Here is a 22,166-nt window from a genome sequence, read left to right on the forward strand (position 1 = left end):
GGAAATGAAGTAGAAAAGACCTGTGGTCGGAACCATACCACGGTTGCTAGTTCTAAGTTGTTAGTATTGATACGGCACCGAAAATTATGTTACTGCAAACAGCCCTATTACTGACCCTAGCTGTTGCCGACGCTCCGGCAACTACCCTACCTTCCACTGAGAATCAGGAGGGAGAGGCTTCTCACGACAACAGCACAGATCCGACCATATCTTGGGAAGTCGACAAACTGCGTGCAGTCATTGAGGATCAGGAAGCAGAGCACGGTGCCTATGGCGAAGTGATTTCTGAATCCTTACTCGGGCTTGGTAAGGCACTGCAACAAGAAGGCAAACACGAAGAAGCCATTGGCACACTGCAACACTCCATGCACATTTCCCGGGTTAATCACGGCATCTACAGTATCAATCAAGAACCTGCCCTGCGCTCCATGATCGAGAGCTACGAGCAACTTCAAGATTTACCCCTGGTCAGCCAAGCCTATACTCAACTGACCGGGTTGTATTCTTCCCACTACGGCCCCTCTGCACCGGAATTACTGCCTTTGCTTGAAGAAATGGCCGGATGGCACCGGCAGGCCTATATTGACAACCAGGCTCGTGACTCTATTGGCTACCTGACACTGTCCATATCAATTACCAACTCCGCACTGGCAATCGCCGAACAAAACCCCATGCAGTTTGCCAACAATATGATTGAGCTGTTGCGAGGCTCTGCATTCAGTTCCTGGCAAATGAATCAGCATTTCAGGCGTTACAAAAGTTTTGACCCCTCTGAAGGTGGCAGTTTTAACGCTGACAGAGAGGCGCGTGCGTTGAGGTCAGTTACCGCCACAAGCGGTCGCAATTACGATAGTCAGGAACACATTTTGATGGATTCCTATGTGATTGGCCGCAATGCCTATCAGCGTATTGTCGATATCCTTAACGATTCAGAAGCCCCGCATAGGGAACGTGCCAAAGCTCTGGTAGAACTTGGTAATTGGTTCAATATTTACAGTCGCCCCACATCGGCAAAAGACAGCTATCGCAAAGCTTGGCGCGTACTGGAGGAGCACAACGATACAGAGGGTATGGAACTGATTTTAGGCACTCCTGACAGCCTGCCAAACTTCTCCAGTGGCCCGCACAATACTGGTGCACTGGTGGAAACAACCATGACTATAGATCGCACTGGCCGGGCACGAAAAATCAAAGTACTGCGTACCCTGCCTGAAGACGACAAAAAATCCGCTCAGCGGGCGGTGCGTATTATCAAGAAAACCCGATTTCGGCCGCGATATGAAGACGGTGAACCGGTAGCCTACGAAGGCTACACATATAATTTAAGACTGATTGAATAAGCACGAGCAACTGATGATGAAAAGACACAACCTACTGGCCTTAACAGTTGCACTGAGTGCGGCAATAGCGGGCTGCCAGACTCAAAACCCGCAGAGCAGCAGCCAGCTGCCACAACCGCCGAGCTCGCCATCTTCTAGCTCACCGCCTTCACAACCGTCATCGCCAAGCTCGCCCAGCTCCAGCCCGTCGAGCCCATCACAGCCCAGCGGAGCACCGCCCTCTTTCCCAAGCTCCAGCCGCTCCGGGCCCGAATCCGCGCAGCAGAGCTCTCGTCAGAGCCGCGAACAACAAAACGACAGTAACTCTCCGGAAACCGCGGAAGAAATCTTTGGTGCCCGCACTGGCTCCGAATCCCGCCAGTCCGAAGAAATTCCCGACCTGGATGCCCAGCCCAGCGGCGATGGTGCCGAAGCCACCCACGAAGAGCTGCTGGATGTGCTCGCGGATATCGATGCCAGTTTGGAGCGAGCAGCAAACAACCCTGAAAACAGTCCACAAGAACAGGCGCGCATTGAACAATACCAAGACGTATTGGGTGACATTCGTGTCAGCGTGGAAAACGGCGAACTGGATCCCGCAGGGGAACAAGCATTATTGGACATTCTCGCCGACCTTGAAGCCAGTGTGGAAGCGGCAGAGCGCTCTGGCGAGAATGGCAACAACGGTGTACCGGTTACCATCACTGTAGAACAAGTCGCCATTTTGCAAGATTTGATCGATATTATCGGTATTCCCGGCACCACACCCGGTGTTGGCTTCCCCAGCATCCCCACGTTGCCAGGCACCAGCACCGCACGTACCGGCAGTGAAACCCTGGGCGATCTGGACGCCGCCCTGGAAGCTTCCATCGGTGTTTTCGATGGCATGATTCTCTCGGAGCGAGTGAATGCCCAAGGCAAGCCTGGCGAATTTGAGGGCGAAGGCAGTGAAGAATACACCGGAGGTGCCGAAGGACTGTTTGAAGAAGGCGATCTCAGCGAAGGCGAAGGCCAAGCCGGTGCAGGCGGCCAACAACAAGCCGAGTCAGAATCACCCCAGTTCCCCGGCGCCGAGCAGAATACACCACAGAATCAGAGCCAAGGCGGCGGTGGTGGCCGTGGTCAAGCAGGCAACAACGCTGCCATCCCCGATGACATCCCCGATGGCCGCGACGACGACATTGTCGCCCGCCAGATTCGCGAAGCCGCTCAAAACGAGCAGGACCCAGAGCTCAGGGAAAAACTTTGGGAAGAATACCGCCGTTACAAGCAAGGCAAATAACGCATTCAAAACAAGGCAAACACCATGATGAAATGGCTGACAACTCCCGGTTGCCTGGCGCTGGCCCTACTGCTCAGCGCCTGTAATACCAACCTGGTGACCACCACCTCCTACACACCTCTGGAACAGCAAAACATCAACGCTGAGTCCACGCGTGAGCTGTTGGACGTGGGCATTGTTCCCCTGGACCCAGGCCTCGACAAAGCCGATGAAAATGAAACCTTGCTGCCAGACCTGCGCAAGGCAGAAAGTCAGTTTCTCGCCCACCAAATCAGCCTGACTGTGCAGAACAGCGCCGCTTGGGGCGCAGTGCGAGTGATTCCCGGCACCACCACCGTTACCGACGTCTATGTAGAGGGCACCATCCTCGAATCCAACGGCAAAACTCTGGAATTGGAAGTGCGTGTCAGCGACAGCAGCGGCCGCCACTGGTACACCGAAACCTATTCTGAAACCGTGGGCAAATACGCCTACGAACGCCGCCAACGGGGGCGAGACCCATTTCAGGGCGTGTTTAACCGTATCGCCAACGACCTGATGCGTTTTCACGAACAACTGCCAGAAAGTCGCAGCGCCGAATTGCGCACCATATCCGAGCTGCGCTTTGCCCGCGATTTCTCTCCGCAAGCCTTTGACCGCCATATAGCAGAAGACAAAAACGGCCAACTGACGGTGGCGTCACTGCCCGCAGAAAATGACTCCATTTTGCAGCGCGTAAGGCCTATTCGCGAACGGGATTACCTGTATATCGACACCATGCAAGAGCACTACCAAACGTTTTCCAAGCGTATGAACAAACCCTATCAGGACTGGCGCGCCACCAGCTACGACGACATTATTGCCATCGAAAAGCTGCGCAAAAGTTCCATTAATCGCGGCATTATCGGCGGCCTCGCCATCGTCGGCGGCATACTCGCCGCTGGCAGCGACAACGGCTCCAGCCAACTTGGCGGCCTGGTAGCAGCAGGGGCTGGCGGTGTATTGCTCAAAGACGCACTGGGTCGGCGCCAGGAAGCACAAACCCATGTGGACGCCCTGGTGGAACTGGGCTCCTCCCTGGAAGTCGATATAGAACCACAGGTGATTGACCTGGAAGACCGCACCATTACCCTGACTGGTAATGTTGAAACCCAATACGAGGAGTGGAAAAAACTCCTGCAACAAATCTATGAACAAGAACGTGGACTGGAATGAGCCAACAATCGCCTACTGACCCCATACAACCGAAAGACATTCCCCTAACCCAGCCCCAACCCGCCGTCGCCAACGACGACTCACAATCCCGGCCCAAGCCGCTGGTGTTTGTGGGTCTGGCGGTCACCGGTTTGCTGGCCCTGGCGGTGATTTTTGTGTTACCCGAACTGGTGTCTGACCGCAAAATCGAGCTGCCCGAGGAACAGCAGGCCGAGGCCAGCAAACCCTCTGCTGCGCCTCAGGTTCTGGAATCACCGTTCCAGGAAGCCCAGCTGGCGCAAGCCCGCCGCAATGCCCAGGATATTCTCGCCAAATTGCTGGAATCGCAGAAATTCCTGCAGAGCAAATCGGTGGAATTGTGGGCTGCGGAGCGTTACCAACAAGCCACCGATCGCGCTGCGGAAGCCGACGTCGCATTTCGCGAGCGACTGTTCGATGACGCCCTGACAGGCTATCAGGATGCGCTGGCCACCTTGACGGAACTGGAACAACAAGTCGAAAGTACCCTGGCTAACGCATTGGAACAGGGTATGCACGCCATCGACAGTGGCGATGCCAATGTCGCCCAGGAAAATTTCCAGCTGGCTCTGGCCATTGAACCAGGCAACAACTCTGCCAGCACTGGCCTGGCGCGCGCTGCCACTCTGGACACAGTTTTGGAAACTCTGGCTAAAGCTCAACTGGCCTGGGAAAACGGCGAGCTGGATCAGGCAGTAGAACACGTCAACAGCGCCCTGGCACTGGATAGCAAGCACCGCGGTGCCCAACAAACTCTGGCGGATCTACGCCAGCAAATTCTCGAACGGGATTACATCAGTGCCTTGAGCCGGGGCTACAGTCACCTGGAAAACGGCATGCTGAGCAACGCCAGCAACGCCTTTAAACAGGCCCTGGCACTGCGCCCCAGCAGCAGTGAAGCCCAACGCGGCCTGACTCAAGCGAAAAACCGCCAAACCCGAAAAACCCTGCAACAGCAATTATCAGTGGCCGCGCAGCGGGAACAGGAAGAAAACTGGCAAGCGGCGGAAACCCTGTACAACCAGGTGCTGAACAAAGACAGCTCCGTGGTAGAAGCCCGTTCCGGACAGATTCGCAGCAGCGTGCGTGCGGAATTGGATGAGAATTTGCAAAACCTGATCGACAATTCCATGCGACTGACCAGCTCTAATGTCTATCAGGACGCCACTCAATTACTCCAGCAGGCCCGCGGCATCGACGCACGGGGCCCCAGGCTCAACCGGCAAATTGCCTCACTGCAAACCGCACTTATCAAGGCCGCCACTCCGTGGCCAGTGGAACTGCAATCGGACAACGCCACCAAAGTCACCTTGTTTCGGGTGGGCGAGTTGGGCAGCTTCAGCACCAAGACCTTAAAACTCAAACCCGGCCGTTACGTGGCAACCGGCAGCCGTAAAGGCTACCGTGATGTACGCATCGAATTTACCATTACTGGCACCGCTCCCAGCGGCCCCATTATCATCAAGTGCAAGGACATCATCTAACGTGGCCGACAACCCTTCACCCCACACATCACAGCAGACCATTGCACCCACCGAATTTACCCCGCTCGATGGCCCTATTGTGCGCCGCAAGCGGGTTCACCCGGTGGCCATTGCCATTGCTGTTGCCCTGCTGGTGGCCGGCGTTGCCCTGTGGTTTCTACTCACTGCGCGGGCGGTGTTTTTTGATACCGAACCCGGCGGTGTCGAAGTGGAAATCGATGCCTCTTTACTTTTTCAGGTGTCAGACAGCTACCTGATTCGCCCTGGCACCTACCCGGTTCGGGCAACCGCCGAAGGGTATTTCCCGTTAGAGCAAGACATTGAAGTCACCGGCGACGACAATCAGCGCTTTGCACTGGTTTTAGAGAAAAAACCCGGTCATTTGCAACTCAATAGCCAACCACAGGGCGCCACCATTACCTTGAATGGCGAACCTGCGGGTACCACCCCTGCCCTGCTCAGCGATTTGCCTGCCGGGGAACATCAGATTCAACTGGAAGCGCCGCGCCACTTCGCCCGCTCGCTCACAGTGGATATCACTGGCCTGGATAAAACCCAGGACCTGCAAGCCCAACTCGACCCCGCCTGGGGCGACCTGCAAATCACTTCCGAGCCCGCCGGGGCTGACGTATTTGTTTCCGGCGAAAAACGCGGTGTGACCCCATTGTCCACAGAACTGCTGACCTGGGGTGAAGAGGTAAAGCTACAGCTGCCCGGGCACAAATCCTGGCACAAAAAGCTGCAAGTGGAAGCCGGTGAAGTATTGGCCGTGGACACTGTTCAACTGGATAAAGTCGACGGCCTGTTGCGCCTCAGCAGCAGCCCGGCGGGTGCCACCGTTACCGTCAACGGTACCTTTCGCGGCCAGACCCCGCTGGAGCTGGAATTACAACCAGATGCCAAACACAATTTGTCCCTGTTCCTTGAAGGCTACCTGACCAGCCGTCGCTCAGTCACCATTCCCTCCGGTAACGAAAAGCGATTGTCTGTATCGTTGAAACCGGAAACTGGAACCCTGCAAGTCTCCACCACTCCTGGCGACGCTCAGGTCTATATCAACGGCAAACTGCGCGGTAAAGGCGGTGACAGCTTTCCGCTGCCGGCCAAACCTCACCGTATTGAAGTGCGCCGCAAAGGCTACGCCAGCCAAACCCGCAGTTTCACGCCCCGCCCAGGCATAGAACAGCTAATGCAGTTCAAGCTGCTCACCGAAACCGAAGCCCGCTGGGCGGCGACCCCCACAGAAATCAAAACCGACTTGGGCCAGACCTTGAAACTGTTTCGCCCAGAAGGCCTGCTCGCCATGGGCGCATCCCGCCGCGAGCCGGGGCGCAGAGCTAACGAAGTTCAGCGCCAGGTGATCCTCAAACGGCCTTTTTACCTGGCCACTCACGAAGTCACCAACAAAGACTTTATGGCGTTTGACTCCTCGCACTTCTCCCGCCAAACCGGAGGGGTAACCCTGTCCAGCACCAAACAACCGGTGGTTAATGTCAGCTGGGAGCAAGCAGCACTGTACTGCAACTGGCTCAGCGCCAAACAGGGCCTGCCGCTGTTTTATCAAACCAAAGACAACAAAGTCACTGGCATTAATCCCAAAGCCACCGGTTACCGACTGCCCACCGAAGCAGAGTGGGCCTGGGTTGCCCGACACACCGGCAACTACCCGCTGAAATACAGCTGGGGCAACACCTACCCTCCCGCTGGCGGCTCCGGCAACTTCGCCGATAATTCAGCGGCGAAAATCGTTGCCAGTGTGGTCAAAGGCTACAACGACAGTCACCCGGTAACCGCTCCGATTGGCCGTTTCTCCGCCAACCACAATGGCATTTATGACCTCAGCGGCAATGCGGCGGAATGGGTTAACGATTACTACGGCATTGAAATCAGTTTGGGCGGCAAAAAAGTGGTTGACCCCACTGGCCCGGAAAGTGGCGAATTTCATGTTATTCGCGGTTCCAGCTGGCGCCACAGCAGCATCACCGAACTGCGCCTGTCGTTCCGGGATTACGGCAACGAACCCCGTGACGATGTGGGTTTCCGCATCGCCCGTTACGTTGAATAACCACCGATTTTAAAAAAGGCACTGGCCATGAAAACCATTTTGCATTTATTCGTCGCAAGCGCATTGGCAATGCCGGTTATGGCTGCCGAGCAGCCGGACGAAAAACCCAAAGAAAAACAAGATCAGCAGGAACAAACCGCCAAAAAAGACGACGACAAAAAAGAAAAGCCGGTGATTTTTAAACCCACCGAAGAGTTGTCCGAAGACTTTTCCGTTCCTTTCCCCACCGATATTTAACCCCACAGGCGATTCGATCCCATGAGACAACAAGCCTCAAGAGAATTTATTTTTCAGATATTTGCCCTGATTCTGTCACTGATTGTGGTACACGCCATTTACGTGGCGCTGATTCGACCCAACGCAGACGCCATTATGGAGCGCCAACTGGAGCGAGAAGCGGCTGGTGAAGTGGTGGTGGCAGAGCGTTCGCTGTACGTGGTGATCAAGGATTTCGAGCAGGAAGCCTGTTTTATCCTGATGTTCTGGGCCATGGCGATTATGGGCTACAAAGCGCGTCGGTCAATAAGCGAACGCAGCCTGTTGCAACTAAAACTGATCCAAGTGGATGAAGGCACACGGATCTTACCGGAAGACGCACGCCAGCTGGTTCGGCCGATTCAGGCTCTGCCTAACGAACAGCAAGACTATTTGCTACCGCGCCTGCTCACCGCCGCCCTGCAACGCTTCAGCACCACCCGCAATATCCAGGGGGTATCAGATGTCAGCAACGAGACCTGCGACAAAGAATCTGATCGACTGGATTCGGAGCTCTCCATGATCCGCTACATCGCCTGGGCCATTCCCTCCATTGGGTTTATCGGCACCGTGCGCGGTATCGGTGAAGCACTGGGCCAGGCGGACAAGGCCGTACAAGGGGATATCGCCGGTGTTACCGCTGCCCTGGGTGTTGCCTTCAACTCCACCCTGATCGCCCTGGTAATCAGCATCGTGGTGATGTTTCTGGTGCACCAACTGCAGCTGCTGCAGGAACGCCTGGTACTGGACACCCACAGCTACGTGGACAGCAAACTGCTGCGCCACCTGAAAACCGATTAAAACCGGGCTAATCAAACAAGGCGGCACCCCACATGACACTGGCAGTATTCGACCTCAATGACAGCGCCATCGGCCACGGCAACAACGCCGAAAGCTGGCAATACAGCCCTGGATTTGCGCTGTTGGCAGACGGCCGCATTATTACCGGCGAAGAGGCGCGCAACAAAGCCTGGCTCAACCCGCAACAGAGCTTTCAGCAATACTGGCATCAGCTCAACTTATCGCCACTGGCCGTGCACAACAACAGTGCCCGCCACCACGCGGATCTTGCTTACGCCCAGCTGCAGCAACTGTATCGCGACAGCGGCGAACCCCAACAAGTGATTCTGGCGGTACCCGGCAGCTTTAACCGCGAACAACTGGGGCTGCTTTTGGGCCTGGTAAAGCCACTTCCCTTCAGTGCCATCGGACTGGTAGATAGCGCCGTGGCAGCGGTCAGCACACAACCGCCCAGTGGCTCTGCTCTCCATCTGGATATCCAGCAGCACCAGTCTCTGATTACCCGATTGGATAACCATGGTGAATTACACAGCACTGGCCTGGAAGCAGTGAGCAACCTGGGCATGAAGCAGCTGCTGGATCACTGGGCTCACTATGTGGCCGACCAGTTCATCCGCCAGTACCGCTACGACCCGCTGCACACCGCCTCAGGTGAACAACAACTGTACGACCAACTGCCCCAATGGCTGGCTACTGCCCGTGAGGAGCCACAGATTGCTGTTTCCCTCGATACCCCCAAGGGCGACTTCCACCTGAACCTGATGCGCGACGACCTGTTGGCCTGCGCGCAGCCTCGATTAAAGCAACTGCGGCAAGCGGTGGAGGCACAGCGACTCAATGGCGAAAGCCTGTACCTGAGCCATCGCGCGGCGCACATACTGGGCCTGCCGCAACAGTTGGGCGATCACCGGGTACTCCCTGCCAGCGCAGTGCTACAGGGCTGTCTGAACAACCGCTCACAGATTTGTACCGACAGCGACTCTCTGGGTTTTGTATCCGCACTAACCCTTGAGGCAAGCACCACCGCGGATGCGCCACCAGCGGCCGTCAGTGCGGTTTCTCCAAGCCACCTGCTGGTGGGCCATCGTGCACTGCCCTTAGGCCGACAGCTGGGCCTGCGCAACACCGCAGCAGGTATCGAAGCCTGCGACAGTGACCAGGCCGAAGTGGTACTGGATAACCGCGGCTCACAGTTACAGATACAAACCGTTTCCGGGGTCAGCTTGAGCGCCCCTGATTCATTGCAGGCTGGCGCGGTGATCGAATGGCAGCAGCAGCGCCTGCAACTGATTGTCGTGGCTGAAGGGTAGCGCCAATGGCCAGAAAGAAACGCGGCTTTAGCCCATTCAGCCTGTCGTTCCTCGATATCATGGCCTGTGGCTTTGGTGCCGTAACCCTGCTGTTTCTGATTCTCAAACACGACCCCACCACCATTACCACTGCCGACCCCAACATTGCCGCAGAAGTAAAGCTGCTGCAGGAAGACATCCGCCAGGGCAAAGAAGATCTGGTGATACTGCGCAATTCACTGGCTGACGTGGAAGACAACACCGACGACGCCCAGGGCCTCTCAGAACGTATTGTCGAGCGCATTAAACAGCTACAACGGGAACTCAGCGCCCAGAAAGACCCGGAACAGGAAGTGGCCACCCTGCGCAAACAGGTGGAAGAACTGGAAGAAGAAATTTCCACACTGGAAGAGCAATCCCGTGATTCAGACACCCGACAATTTGTGGGCCAGGGCGACCGCCAGTACCTCACCGGCCTCAAGCTCGGCGGCCGCAACGTACTGATCCTTCTGGATGCCTCCGCCAGTATGCTGGCGGAAGACATCGTCAACACCGTCATCCGTCGCAACCAGAGCGATGAGGTGAAAAAACGTGCCGACAAATGGCAGCGAGCGGTGAAAACTGTGGAGTGGTTGGTGTCGCAGATGCCCCCATCAACTCAAGTCCAGGTAGTTACTTTTAACACCACCACCAACACCATGGTGGAACTGGAAAACAGCGATTACGCCAGCGTGGCCGATGCCGAAGAACTGGATCAGCTGTTCACCAACCTCGGTGATGTGGTACCCGGTGACGGCACCAGCCTGGTTAATGCCTTTCAGTCCATCAACCAGCTAGAACCACGGCCGGACAACCTGTTTCTGATTACCGACGGTCTGCCCACCCAGGGCGATTCAGCACCGCGGCGCGCCACCATTACCGGCCGCGACCGGGAACGCCTGTTCAGCCGCGCTTTGGAAGCCCTGCCCAACAATTTGCCGGTGAATGTGGTGCTGTTCCCCTTTGAAGGCGACCCCACTGCTGCCGCTGCATTCTGGCGCCTGGCGCTGGCCACCCAGGGTTCGTTTATGAGCCCGTCGAAAGACTGGCCTTAATCGGGAGAATCGTTATGAAGAAAAAACGCAATTCCGTCGCCGAAATGAACATCTCCTTCCTGGATGTGATCAGCTGTGGCTTTGGCGCTATCGTGCTGCTGCTGTTAATCGCCAAAACTGTGGAGAGCACCGCCTTTGAAGAATCGGTGGACCTGGACGGCTCGTTCAAAGATTTGCAAAAGGAGTTATTTGAAATTCGCGGCGAAACCACCGTACTCAACCGCCAACTGAAATCCCGGGAAGAACAATTATCAAATTTGCGGGTAAAAATCGCCCGCCTTCAGGAACAGTTGGCCAGCGTGGAGAAACAACGCAAGGCCGTGGCCCAGGTAGATACCACCGAACAAGAGGAATTAACCCTGGCCCTGCAAATTCTCACCGAGGAAATGCAACGCTTGCTGGGCCAGGATCACAAACGTACCGACGATACCGTGGGCGGCATTCCAGTAGACAGCGAATACGTGATTTTTGTGGTGGATACCTCCGGCAGTATGCAAACCGCCTGGAATCGGGTGCGCCGGGAAATGATTAATATCCTCAACATCTACCCCCAGGTAAAAGGCATTCAGGTAATGAATGACCAGGGCGGCTATATGTTTACCAGTTTCAGAAACCGCTGGATCGAAGATACCCCAACCCGCCGCCGCGCCATTGTGCAACGGCTGGCCACCTGGACACCGTTCAGTAATTCCAGCCCGGTAGAAGGCATTCAACGAGCGATTCGCTCATTTTACGACCGGGACAAAAAAATCAGTATTTACGTATTTGGCGACGACTATCAGGGCCAGTCAGTACGGCGCGTCCTCGATGTCGTTGACCGCCTTAACGCGCAACGCAACGGCGAGCGCCTGGTGCGTATACACGCTGTGGGCTTCCCGGTACACATGGTCGGACGCGGCGGTGTTTCCGCATCGGCGGTGCGTTTCGCCAACTTGATGCGCGAGATGAGTTACCGCAATGGAGGAACCTTTGTGGGGCTCAATGGCCTTAATTAAAGGCTTGTTACAAACAGGGTGAACTACACTTGTATAGTGCCCTCAGGAAATAGATCGCTATGGCAATACAAAAACTCAAAAAACTGCTGCCCTTGCTGGGGTTATTCCTGCTGCCAGCCTGTTCCACCAATGTGTTTGTAAAAGGCGACTACCCCACTCCGCTGACCAAGGAAATCCCCTATAAAGTCGGCGTGGTTTTCGACCAGGATTTTAGTGAATACACATTCACTCGCGATAAAATTGAAATCAATTTGGGCGACGCACAAACCCGCATGTACGACAACTTGTTCCAGGGCATGTTTGCCAACAGCACCACTCTGGAATCCAAAGAAAGCGTCGACGGCCAAGACATGGTGATTATTCCCAAAGTGGAAGAGGTGCAAATCGCCACCCCCAAAGATAACCGCCTGAAAGTCTATGAAGTCTGGATTAAATACAACATGCAGGTCTTCGACAGCGAAGGTAACTCCATCGCTGACTGGCTGATGACCTGCTATGGAAAAACTCCCACCGCTACCCTGAAATCAAAAGCGACCGCACTCAACCTCGCCAGCGTGGTTGCCCTTCGTGATGCCGGCGCACGCATGGCCACCGGCTTTGTGCGCGTACCCGAAGTACAGGGCTGGCTGATTCGCCAGGCGGGTAAGGCAGGCGCTGACAGCGATGCTCCCGCCCAGGAGGCAACCTCCCCCAATACCAATACAAGTACCAGTGAGGGCCAAACATGACCGTAAAATCCACCCTCTACGCACTGGCCATGGCTGCAGCCACGCTGGCCATCAGCGCCTGCTCTACCACCACAACCATCGACGAATACCGTGAGAGCGGCGTGCGCGATATCACCTTGGGCGACAACGAGAAAATGGTCATTCTGGGTCGCCGCCATCTTGGCGATCATGAAACCGAACCCGGCCTTATCAGTTGCATCGGCAAGCGCCTTAATCGCAAAGTCGATGCCGACATCATCGAAGAACCGGAATTCCTGAACCAACTCTACCCCTGGTTTGAACCACGCACCGCACCACTGAAACTGCGCCGTATGCAAGTATTGATGGGCGACGAACAAATCGCCAACCAGATAGCCGCCATGGGTGTGCGTTACATGGTTTGGGTAGATGGCAACACGGAAACCACCGACAGTAATGGCTCTCTCAGCTGCACACTCAGCCCGGCAGGGGGCGGCTGTTTTGGCTTCGCCACCTGGGACAGACTTTCCTCTTACGAAGCGATTATCTGGGACATCCAGGAAATGGAAGAAAAAGGCCGAGTACGGGTGGATACCGAAGGCACCTCTTACCTGGTAGCCGTTGTCGCCCCGGTACCCTTTATCGCTCAGGTGCAAAGCGAAGCCTGCGAAGGCATGGGCAACCAGCTGGCGACCTTTTTTGACGGTGAAGTGAATGAATAAACCCTGTTCTGTATTGCTTGCTGCCAGCCTGCTGGTATTTGCCACCAGCAGTCAGGCCTGGTCGAAAAAAGACGCCCGCATCGGCAAGGAAATTTACGACCAAACTCTGGCGGAGAGCCCGATTTACGAAGACACAAAATTGGTAGACTACGTGAATAAGGTAGGCCAGCGCATTGTGGCCGCCTCAGATCGCCCAGACGAAGAGTACACCTTTACCGTTATCGATAGCCCCAACATTAACGCCTTTGCCACTCCCGGCGGCTACGTATACATCAACCGGGGCCTGATTACCTACATGACCAGCGAGGCGCAACTGGCGGCAGTGCTGGCCCATGAGGTTGGTCACATTACTGGTCGGCATTCCGCACGGCAGCAACGCACAGCCAACACCAGCAACATTGTTTCCGGCATCCTCGGTGCTATCACCCGCAGCTCTGATGTGGCCGAAGCCAGCTCCTTGTGGGGCGCGACAGTGGTGCGTGGCTATGGCCGGGATATGGAACTGGAGGCGGATCAACTGGGCGCCAAATTTCTGTTCCGCGCTGGCTACCCGCCGCAAGCCATGATCGAAGTGATTTCCCTACTCAAAGACAACGAGAACCTGGAAAAGCGCAAAGCCCGCGCCACCGGCCGCCAAACTCAGTCTTATCATGGGCTGTTCGCTACTCACCCACGCAACGACAAACGCCTGCTGGAAGTGGTTGCTGAAGCGGGAAAACTATCTGAAGATCAAACCGACGCCGACGCCAACGTAGTGCCGTTTCGCATTGCCACCAGTGGCTTGCCCTGGGGCACCAATTTTCGCGAGCCACCACCGCGCAAAGATCGCTTTATCGAGCGCAAACTCAAATTCCGTTTCGACCATCCGGAAGATTGGCAGTTTACTGGCCAAGACAGAACCTTCAGCGGCCAGGATGCAGAACAGCTTTACCAAATGACGATTGAGGCCCAAGGGCGCACCAACGACACACCGCGCATGTACATCCAAAACAAACTTGGCCATCAACTGAAAAAAGCCGAAGATTTTACCCAGGGCAACCTCAATGGCAGCCGTGGGTTTATCACCACAGAAGATGGCAAAGAGCAGCGTATAGCGGTGATCTACTACAGCCGTTACGCCTATGTGTTCCGCGGCGATGTGCTGGAAGGTGGTGATGCCAAAACCGGTGATGAGCACTTTCTAAAAGTCATTAACAGCTTCCGTCCACTGTCGGCTCGGGCCTTCCGAACTGGAAAAACCCAAGCCCTCAGTTATGTTAAAGCCAAAGAAGGGGTTACCTTTAAAAAGTTGGCCCAGTTTTTACAACTGGGCGAGTTTGGCGAACAGGAATTGCGCATTATCAATGGCTACCCATCCCGTGGAGAGCCCAAACCTGGCGAATGGATAAAGATCATTCGTTAAGAGGCAGCCCCCCTGAACGCCAGGCTTTGATGCCACCATCCAAGTGAATCACATTTTTAAAACCGAGCTCCCTGAATAATTTCAGGGAGCGGCCACTGCGGACACCAGATCGGCAGTGCAATAAATACGTGGTGTCTTTATCAAGCTTTGCCAGATTCTGTTTGTAGTCGCTGGCGTAGTAATCGATATTTAATGCTCCAGCAATGTGCGCGTCATTAAATTCTTTTGGTGTGCGAATATCCAACACCACCACATCCGGATACTGCTGCACCACTTGCCCAGCCTGCGCAGCGTTTACATGGCGAATGCCATCTTTTAATTTTCCTACAGTAACATCAGCATTGGCACCAACGCCAAACATCAGCGCCAGTGCCAGGCAGCTTTTTTGGATGATTTTAAACATAGTGATTTCTCTGTGTTTGCGAGTAAAAATTTGTCTCGTTATTAGCTCTACACCGTCATTCCCGCGCAGGCGGGAATCCGTATACCTCGGTATTTACAGACTGTAGTGGCAGCTTAAACATGGATCCCCGCGTTGTACGGCTTGCGCCTCAACCTTACGGTTGCCCAAATCAAAGATTTGTCGCGGGGATGACAATTTTTGAGCGCTGGAATCTGAAAATTTACTCTGCCTCAAATTGAATCTTGTCTTTGTCTTTAATCAACTGTCCCCAATAACGATTATAGGGGTGAATAGCGTTGGTGTGATCCTCGTAATCATCTACCAGATCCCGCTTTTCGTTATGCCATTGGAACAAGCCGCCAACCAGGTTATAGGCGTTGTCGAGCTGCGGAACCGCCTGTTCCAATTGAGAGACCAGTGCTGAAGAACGGCGCCCCACAGAACAGTAAAATACCGCTGTTTTGCCCGCCAATTGATCGCCGTGCAAACGCATAAACTCCTGCGGAGAAATACCCGGCTCCACCAATACCGCACCATCGATATGGCTCACCTGATATTCATCCTCTTCGCGAACATCGAATACCACCAGCTCATCCCGATTCAGGTTTTCAAATTGTGCCCCTGACAAGTGGGCAACCTTGTCATAATCCGCGATAATTTTTTGATGAATTTTTTCCAGGCTCGGGCGTTTTTCAAGCACTACTGCAATCACCAACCCAACAACTACAGCGGCAAATAAAAAGTAATGGGTTTTACTCATGGGCCGTTACCTCAGAAGACTTTTGTGAAGAACGGGAAGGCTGAAAAAAAGGCAATGCCAAACACCACCACAATGAGGCGGGACGTCGATCCTGCCAAGACGCAAGGCCAATGGTCATGCCCTGATGACCATCGCGAGGTTGAGGGATATAGGTGCCGAACAGGCGATCCCAAATGGACAGAAAAAAGCCGTAATTGCTGTCGGTTTCACGGGGAATAATCGAATGGTGTACCCGATGCATATCCGGGGTAACCACCAAACGGCGCACAACCGAATCCAATTTCAGGGGCAAACGCACATTGGCGTGGTTAAACATGGCAGCACCATTGAGAATCACCTCAAACAGAATCACTGCCACTGCCGGAGCACCCAGCAAAATTACGCAGGCAAACTTGTAGAACATGGAAAATAGAATTTCCAGCGGATGAAAACGGGCGCCAGTGGTGACATCAATATCCCGGTCTACATGATGTACCCGGTGCAGCCGCCATAACAGCGGTACTTTATGGGACAGCACATGCTGAACATAAATCAGCAAATCCAGGACAATCACCGCCAGGGTTAGTTCTAGCCACCATGGCAGCGAGATCACATTCAACAAGCCCCAGCCTTTTTGCGCGGCAACAATAGCCATACCGACCGCCAAAAAAGGTAGGGCAAACCGTAAAACCAAGGAATCGACAATAACCAGCAGCCAATTAGTCAACCAACGGCCAGGGCGAGGCAAAGTGCGTTGCTTGCGGGGAAATACCGCCTCCAGCACAGCCATCAGTATAAATACACCAGCAAAAATACTGAGGCGAATGGCGGTTTCGTTGGTTTCGAGGAAAGACATTGAGAACTACTTCTATGATTTGTTGTTAATAGACAGCAGATCTATATACTCGTTCTTTTTCTCGTAAAAAATCAACTTCTCAAAGACCCTAAACCTAAAACTTACTTTTTTTAGTTTTATCTATCGAAAGCTCTTTTAAGATAGCATATGCATTAGAATCGGCCTCAATCACATAACCGATCAAAAAACCTATATCCTGGACAGGCCTTACTCGAATAATTGTTACATCATTTTTTATCAGTTCTCTTTTAACTAGCTCGTAGGCAATGTTAATTTTTAAATTTGAACTACCTTTAATATTTTTAGATTTCGCACTCATCAAAAAAACGATAGTCCCGCCATCATTACCAGAAATTTTAACATCAACATCACGAATCCTTATTTTTCTTTTGGCGCCAAAAAAACTAGAGCAATCTTGAGTTAGTTCATAAGGCTTCTTACAGCTCATCCTCAAAGCGGATATAGAATCTTGATCAACAGAATCTTTAACATAGTTAGGCGATGTACAACCGCAAAAAATCAAACACAAAAAAGAAAAGATTAATAAACTTATCTTTTTGTCAAAGAAACTAATCATCAAACTCTTCCATTACCTTAGCAACGACCTCATCAACAACATATCTAGGTGACTTTCTGGCTAGAGACGATCTATTCGAAGAAGCATAAAGTAGCAAGTTGTCACTATGCAAATCAAGTAAAGTTACTTGAAAATCAGTTATATACCACCCAACATCCCACCACCATTGAACATCATACTCCACAAGCACATCTGAGTATTCTGGAACACCTTGGATACTACCTAACTCTACAGAAAATCCTCTAGCCCTAAAGCTTTCGGCCAAAATTTCTGACAAGTCTTTTTTATCATCAGGATTTTTGACAACAAAAATTTTTGAATTAGCATCAAACTTAGCATCGGGAAATTTATAAGAATTCTGATTTGAAATACAACCTGAAACAGCAAGGAACGCCACAAGCATAAAAAATTTAGTAAAAAGTAAATATATTCTCATCACAAAACCTATATTTATTTAAGAAGGACTATGAATACTCTTAAAAAGAGCAGCTATTCCCCAGCTTCGTCCGCCTCAACCACTTCAGTTTCCGCCTCTCCATCTTTCACCCACGATTTAATATCCGCGTCATTCAACACATGCCGCATATATTCGCCAGGCTCGCCATCAAGGTTGACGCCATAGGTGTAAAAGCGCAGCACCACCGGTGCATACATTGCATCGGCAATAGTAAAGTGGCCAAATAGCCAGGGGCCACTGTGACCGTATTTTTGGCGGCACTCTGCCCAAATGGTACTTACTCTGGCGATATCGCTTTCCAACTCTGGTGTCATCGGCACCTTGCGACCGGTAGCACGAACGTTCATTGGCATAGCATTGCGCAAGTGCGGGAAGCCGGAATGCATTTCTGCACTGATAGCTCGGGCACGGCCCCGATCAGCACAGTCTGCTGGCCAAAGCTGGCCTTCTGCCATGGATTCATTAATGTATTCGCAGATAGCGAGAGAGTCCCAAACCCTGTGAGCACCATCAATCAACACCGGTACTTTTCGAGCGGGAGAATAGCGGCCAATTTCCCGGGCAAACTCTTCGGTGTCCAAAGGCAGGCGTTTGAGGTCAAATTCAACCCCTGCTTTACGAATAGCCAACCACGGCCTCAGTGACCAGGATGAGTAATTTTTATTACCGATAACCAGAAGTGGTTTTGTTTTGTGGTTCATTGACTGCTCCAAGTTTCCGTTTCCCACAGGAAAGAAGCATAGAACAAAACCGGGAAGATAAAATCCTTATGGTTAAACCAACAGGCCAACCTGTTTTGAAATCAACCAGCTAAGGCCACTCATAAACAGAATGACCAACCAAACCGCCAGCAGTAATCGCCAGAACCGAAATGGCTGGCGCTTCACAGAATGAATGCCGCTTGAGGTGACTTTGCGCACCCGCTCAAGGTCTTCGGGGTAGAGTTCGTCTTCGCTTCGCATGATATTCAAGTATTTACCAATCGGGCTTACAACTATGGCAGTCCACACTACAGCAGTTACAGCAGTGGCTCAATATCCAGGTACTGGCCAATGTTCTCCGGCGTGGGTGAATCGAGAAAAGGCACCGTTCCCAACAATGGCGCAGGTAGTTGCTGTTGCAGGGTTTGCAAATTTTCCTCAAAACAATCCATAGATGCCTGAGTACGGTTTGCCACCCAACCCGCAAGTTGCAAACCGTCGCGGCGGATGGCTTCAGCAGTCAACAAAGCGTGGTTAATGCAGCCCAGCTTCATGGCCACCACCAGTATCACCGGTGTTTGCAGTTGCCGGGGAATGTCGGCAAAGGTCTCTCGTTGGTTCAGGGGTACTCGCCAACCGCCCGCGCCTTCAATCACCGTAAAGTCTGCGCCCTGCATTAAGACCCCACGGCAAAAACCGGCAACCCGGTCCGCCTGCAGGCGCTGCCCTTTTTGCTGGGCAGCAATGTGCGGCGCTATCGCGGGCTCCAGAGCGACCGGATTCACCTGCTGATAAGGCAGTTGCAGCGTAGATTGTTGTTGCAGCAACAGAGCATCGCCATTGCGCAGCCCTTCGGCGGTTTGCTCACAACCTGCCGCTACTGGCTTCACAGCGACTGTGCTCAAGCCTTTTTGGCGAGCAGCAGCAAGCAGACCTGCAGCAATCTGGGTTTTGCCAACATCGGTATCCGTGCCGGTGATAAAAAAGGTTTTTTTCATAGTGCTGTTATCGGCGATGTATTACTTCCTCACCACCCCATACACCACTTGGTAAGTAGCGGGCAGACGACCCAGGTCATCGCGAAACGGTTCGTAGGCATCCACCAGAGCTCGCAGTTTTTGGCGCCCGGTCAAAGCACTGGGGCGGCCTCGATTGACGTTGTGCGCGCCAATTGCCTTGAGTTCTCGCATCAGCGTTTTCAAATCGTCATAGCGGGGGCACAGAGTCTCTACGGTCAGTTCGCACTGCAAGCCAGCGCTCTCCAATTGTTGCTGCAATTGCTCTACCGGAATAAAGCGATTGACGTGAACTTGGTCATCCACTTCCTGCCAGGCAGCGCGCAGCTCCGCCAATGTGCCCGGTGCAAAGGTACTAAACACCGCCACACCGCCATCGGTTAGCACGCGATCCAACTCTGCCCCCCACTGGCCCGGAGACTCGCACCATTGGTAGGTCAGGCTAGATACCACCAGGTCAACACTGTTGTTCGCCAGCGGTAACGCTTCAGCGTCGGCACACAACCAACGGTCTGCCACCGGGCGGTGAGTCTGAGCGTAGGCGATCATACCGGGGGCAAAGTCCAATGCGCTCAAATGCGCATCGGGGTATTTATTGCGCACTCCCGCCGACAGATAACCGGTGCCACAACCCACATCGAGAATGGACTGGGGTGCCACACCAGAGGGAATTTTTTCCAACAGGCGATCAGCCACCTTGCGCTGTAAAGCCGCCGCGCCATCGTAGCTGGCCGCCGCACGACTGAACGAATCCGCCACATTTTTTTTGTTCAGCTGAGCCTCTTCGGGCTCAACACGCAAAAACTGCCGCACGTTCTCTATCACTTGCTGCGCAGCAGACAGCTGCAAGCTATGGCCAGCATTGGCAATCACCTCAACTCGTTGCTGGCGGTTAAGGACAGCAATGTTTGCAGCGGCTTTGGCAGGTACCAATACGTCCTGCTCGCCAAACAGGTGTAAGCCCGGTACCGGCAACTCGGCTAAGGCACGACGATTATCCAACTCGCCGAGCAGTGCCAGTGCCTGGTTCCAATTTGAATTGGTCGCTGCCTGAGCAAAAGGGCGCAAGGTTTTTAACAACTGACGTTGCTGCTGATCTCCTTGGGCCTCAAGGCCAATAAACTGCTTCAAACAGGCTGCTGGGTCACGATCAAAGAACTGACAAAACTGTGCAAATGTGGTTTTTTCCATGGCTGAGTGCCAGGTATCACGAGCCACAAAGCAAACATTGGTAGCCAGGGTGATCAGTTTATTCACACGTTGAGGGCAACGGGCGCAAAAGGCGGTCGCCAGCATCCCCCCTAAAGACCAGCCCAGCAAGTTAAAGCGTTCCGGCAGTTGTTGCGATAACGCATTCAACAAGCTATCCAAGTCCACTTGTGGCCAAACATCGCTGCCACCAAATCCCGGAAAGTCCACCAACATCACAGGTTGTGTTTCGGCCAGTGCGCTGGCGAAATCGGTAAAAATACCGCTGTCTGCCCCCCAACCGTGGAGTAACACCAACGGTAGCTGATTTTCCGGGCCCGGCAAGTAGGCCAAATGCAGTGTAGGCGTAGTCAGTTGCAAAGCTGCTTCTGTCATTCTCAACTCTCTTATGGATTCCCGCCTGTGCGGGAATGACAGATGATTACTTTTTCCAATTCATCCAACAGCCGGTCAACCTGCTGCTCGCTGTGTTCAGCACTCAGGGTAATGCGCAGACGCCCGGTGCCTTTCGGCACAGTGGGAGGGCGAATAGCCCCCACCAGTATGCCTCGCTGCTTGAGCTGCTGGCCCACACGAACGGTGAGTTCATCATCGTTCAGCAACACCGGTTGTATCGGCGTTTGTGAATCCATTAACTGCAAGCCCAGCTGCTCGGCCCCATGGCGAAACCGCGCAATCAGTTGCTGTAACTTTTCCCGTCGCCAGTGCTCTGTTTGCAGCAAATGCAAACTGGTGCGGGTTGCCGCAGCCACGGCTGGGGGCATTGCCGTGGTAAAAATATAAGGGCGGGCGAACTGGATCAGGGTTTCAATCAACGCATCACTGCCCGCCACAAAAGCACCGAATGTGCCAAAGCCCTTCCCTAACGTGCCCACCAGTATTGGCAGCTGTGCAACGCCTAAACCAAAGTAGTCAGCACAGCCGCCACCTTGCTTGCCCAGTACGCCAAAACCGTGGGCATCATCCACCATCAGCCAGGCATCCTGCTGTTGGCACAGACTGGCCAGCTCAGGCAGTTCAGCCACATTGCCGTCCATGCTGAAAACCCCATCGGTAACCACCAGTTTGCGGCCCACCGGGGTATTGCTCAGGCGACGGCTCAATTCATCGAGGCTGCGGTAGCGGCAAAAATCCGCTCGGCTCAGCAGGCCGCCATCCAACAGGGAGGCGTGATTAAGCCGGTCTTCAAATACCGTATCGCCGCGATCCGCCAAGGCAGCAATGGTGCCCATATTGGCCATATAGCCAGTGGAAAACAGCAGTGCCCGAGGCCTGCCGGTAAAATCCGCCAACTCCTCTTCCAGAGCGTGGTGTTCCCGTGAATGGCCATAGATCAGGTGCGAAGCGCCACTGCCAACGCCATATTGGCCGGCACTGTTTTGCAGTGCTGCGGCCACCTCTGGGTGATTGGCCAAGCCCAGATAATCGTTGCTGCAAAACGCCAGATAGCGCTCGCCGTCTACCACCACTTCCGGCCCAGAGGCGGATTGAAGTTGGTAGCGCTGGCGGTAGAGATGCGCGGCTTTGCGCTGCTGCAAAGCGGGCTGTAAAACCCGGTCTAACGACATTGAGGAGCACTCATATTACGTCTCCCATTCCAGC

The 22,166-nt window shown here is 53.7% G+C and carries 23 protein-coding genes; 13 read left to right on the plus strand and 10 right to left on the minus strand.

What is annotated here, in order from left to right; translation table 11 throughout:
- Positions 1-86: 86 nt before the first annotated feature.
- From KFE80_06865 to KFE80_06925, 13 genes are read left to right on the plus strand one after another with little or no spacing between them, the layout of a single operon-like run.
- A complete protein-coding gene (locus KFE80_06865; protein ID UTW44133.1) occupies positions 87-1,340 on the plus strand; it encodes a hypothetical protein in 1,254 nt (417 codons plus the stop codon).
- Positions 1,341-1,353: 13 nt separating this feature from the next.
- On the plus strand, positions 1,354-2,601 hold the full coding sequence (locus KFE80_06870; GenBank protein UTW44134.1) for a hypothetical protein: 1,248 nt from the start codon (positions 1,354-1,356) through the stop codon (positions 2,599-2,601).
- 24 nt (positions 2,602-2,625) lie between these two features.
- On the plus strand, positions 2,626-3,795 hold the full coding sequence (locus tag KFE80_06875; GenBank protein ID UTW44135.1) for a hypothetical protein: 1,170 nt from the start codon (positions 2,626-2,628) through the stop codon (positions 3,793-3,795).
- Positions 3,792-5,297 carry a hypothetical protein gene (locus KFE80_06880; protein ID UTW44136.1) on the plus strand — a complete coding sequence of 502 codons (1,506 nt, stop codon included), beginning with the start codon at positions 3,792-3,794 and terminating at the stop codon, positions 5,295-5,297. Before KFE80_06875 ends, KFE80_06880 begins: the two co-directional genes overlap by 4 nt.
- A gap of 1 nt (position 5,298) precedes the next feature.
- On the plus strand, positions 5,299-7,362 hold the full coding sequence (locus KFE80_06885; protein UTW44137.1) for a PEGA domain-containing protein: 2,064 nt from the start codon (positions 5,299-5,301) through the stop codon (positions 7,360-7,362).
- Between the two features lie 27 nt (positions 7,363-7,389).
- Positions 7,390-7,599 carry a hypothetical protein gene (locus tag KFE80_06890; GenBank protein ID UTW44138.1) on the plus strand — a complete coding sequence of 70 codons (210 nt, stop codon included), beginning with the start codon at positions 7,390-7,392 and terminating at the stop codon, positions 7,597-7,599.
- Positions 7,600-7,620: 21 nt separating this feature from the next.
- A complete protein-coding gene (locus KFE80_06895) occupies positions 7,621-8,418 on the plus strand; it encodes a MotA/TolQ/ExbB proton channel family protein (GenBank protein ID UTW44139.1) in 798 nt (265 codons plus the stop codon).
- Positions 8,419-8,450: 32 nt separating this feature from the next.
- A complete protein-coding gene (locus tag KFE80_06900; protein UTW44140.1) occupies positions 8,451-9,728 on the plus strand; it encodes a hypothetical protein in 1,278 nt (425 codons plus the stop codon).
- A gap of 5 nt (positions 9,729-9,733) precedes the next feature.
- Positions 9,734-10,801 (plus strand): VWA domain-containing protein, encoded by a 1,068-nt coding sequence (locus tag KFE80_06905; GenBank protein UTW44141.1) that lies wholly within the window; start codon positions 9,734-9,736, stop codon positions 10,799-10,801.
- Between the two features lie 14 nt (positions 10,802-10,815).
- Entirely contained in the window at positions 10,816-11,796 is a 981-nt protein-coding gene (locus KFE80_06910) for a VWA domain-containing protein (GenBank protein ID UTW44142.1), read from the plus strand.
- A 59-nt stretch (positions 11,797-11,855) separates the two neighbouring features.
- The gene (locus tag KFE80_06915) at positions 11,856-12,524 is read left to right on the plus strand and encodes a hypothetical protein (GenBank protein ID UTW44143.1); all 669 of its coding nucleotides are present in this window, start codon (positions 11,856-11,858) and stop codon (positions 12,522-12,524) included.
- A gap of 29 nt (positions 12,525-12,553) precedes the next feature.
- Positions 12,554-13,204 carry a hypothetical protein gene (locus KFE80_06920; protein ID UTW46661.1) on the plus strand — a complete coding sequence of 217 codons (651 nt, stop codon included), beginning with the start codon at positions 12,554-12,556 and terminating at the stop codon, positions 13,202-13,204.
- Entirely contained in the window at positions 13,197-14,606 is a 1,410-nt protein-coding gene (locus KFE80_06925) for a M48 family metalloprotease (protein UTW44144.1), read from the plus strand. Before KFE80_06920 ends, KFE80_06925 begins: the two co-directional genes overlap by 8 nt.
- Here KFE80_06925 and KFE80_06930 read toward each other — a convergent pair.
- The 10 genes from KFE80_06930 to bioF all read right to left on the minus strand — a co-directional run bounded on the left by KFE80_06930 (position 14,596) and on the right by bioF (position 22,132).
- Positions 14,596-15,009, minus strand: a complete 414-nt coding sequence (locus tag KFE80_06930; protein UTW44145.1) for a rhodanese-like domain-containing protein — start codon at positions 15,007-15,009, stop codon at positions 14,596-14,598. The genes KFE80_06925 and KFE80_06930 overlap by 11 nt on opposite strands.
- A gap of 220 nt (positions 15,010-15,229) precedes the next feature.
- A complete protein-coding gene (locus KFE80_06935) occupies positions 15,230-15,769 on the minus strand; it encodes a rhodanese-like domain-containing protein (GenBank protein UTW44146.1) in 540 nt (179 codons plus the stop codon).
- Positions 15,762-16,604 carry a sterol desaturase family protein gene (locus KFE80_06940; protein UTW44147.1) on the minus strand — a complete coding sequence of 281 codons (843 nt, stop codon included), beginning with the start codon at positions 16,602-16,604 and terminating at the stop codon, positions 15,762-15,764. The genes KFE80_06935 and KFE80_06940 overlap by 8 nt, the downstream gene beginning before the upstream one ends.
- Positions 16,605-16,698: 94 nt before the next feature.
- Positions 16,699-17,181, minus strand: coding sequence for a hypothetical protein (locus KFE80_06945; protein UTW44148.1), 483 nt, complete (start codon positions 17,179-17,181; stop codon positions 16,699-16,701).
- Positions 17,174-17,617: a hypothetical protein gene (locus KFE80_06950; protein ID UTW44149.1), complete on the minus strand. Its 444-nt coding sequence runs from the start codon at positions 17,615-17,617 to the stop codon at positions 17,174-17,176. The genes KFE80_06945 and KFE80_06950 overlap by 8 nt, the downstream gene beginning before the upstream one ends.
- Positions 17,618-17,670: 53 nt before the next feature.
- Positions 17,671-18,339 (minus strand): glutathione S-transferase family protein, encoded by a 669-nt coding sequence (locus KFE80_06955; GenBank protein ID UTW44150.1) that lies wholly within the window; start codon positions 18,337-18,339, stop codon positions 17,671-17,673.
- A 72-nt stretch (positions 18,340-18,411) separates the two neighbouring features.
- Entirely contained in the window at positions 18,412-18,600 is a 189-nt protein-coding gene (locus tag KFE80_06960; protein ID UTW46662.1) for a DUF3094 family protein, read from the minus strand.
- Between the two features lie 56 nt (positions 18,601-18,656).
- The gene (gene bioD / locus KFE80_06965; protein ID UTW44151.1) at positions 18,657-19,337 is read right to left on the minus strand and encodes a dethiobiotin synthase; all 681 of its coding nucleotides are present in this window, start codon (positions 19,335-19,337) and stop codon (positions 18,657-18,659) included.
- Positions 19,338-19,358: 21 nt separating this feature from the next.
- Positions 19,359-20,939, minus strand: a complete 1,581-nt coding sequence (gene bioC / locus KFE80_06970; GenBank protein ID UTW44152.1) for a malonyl-ACP O-methyltransferase BioC — start codon at positions 20,937-20,939, stop codon at positions 19,359-19,361.
- A gap of 11 nt (positions 20,940-20,950) precedes the next feature.
- Positions 20,951-22,132, minus strand: coding sequence for an 8-amino-7-oxononanoate synthase (bioF, locus tag KFE80_06975; GenBank protein ID UTW44153.1), 1,182 nt, complete (start codon positions 22,130-22,132; stop codon positions 20,951-20,953).
- Positions 22,133-22,166: the final 34 nt, after the last annotated feature.

It is taken from the genome of bacterium SCSIO 12696 (assembly GCA_024397955.1).
Classification (GTDB): domain Bacteria; phylum Pseudomonadota; class Gammaproteobacteria; order Pseudomonadales; family Porticoccaceae; genus SCSIO-12696.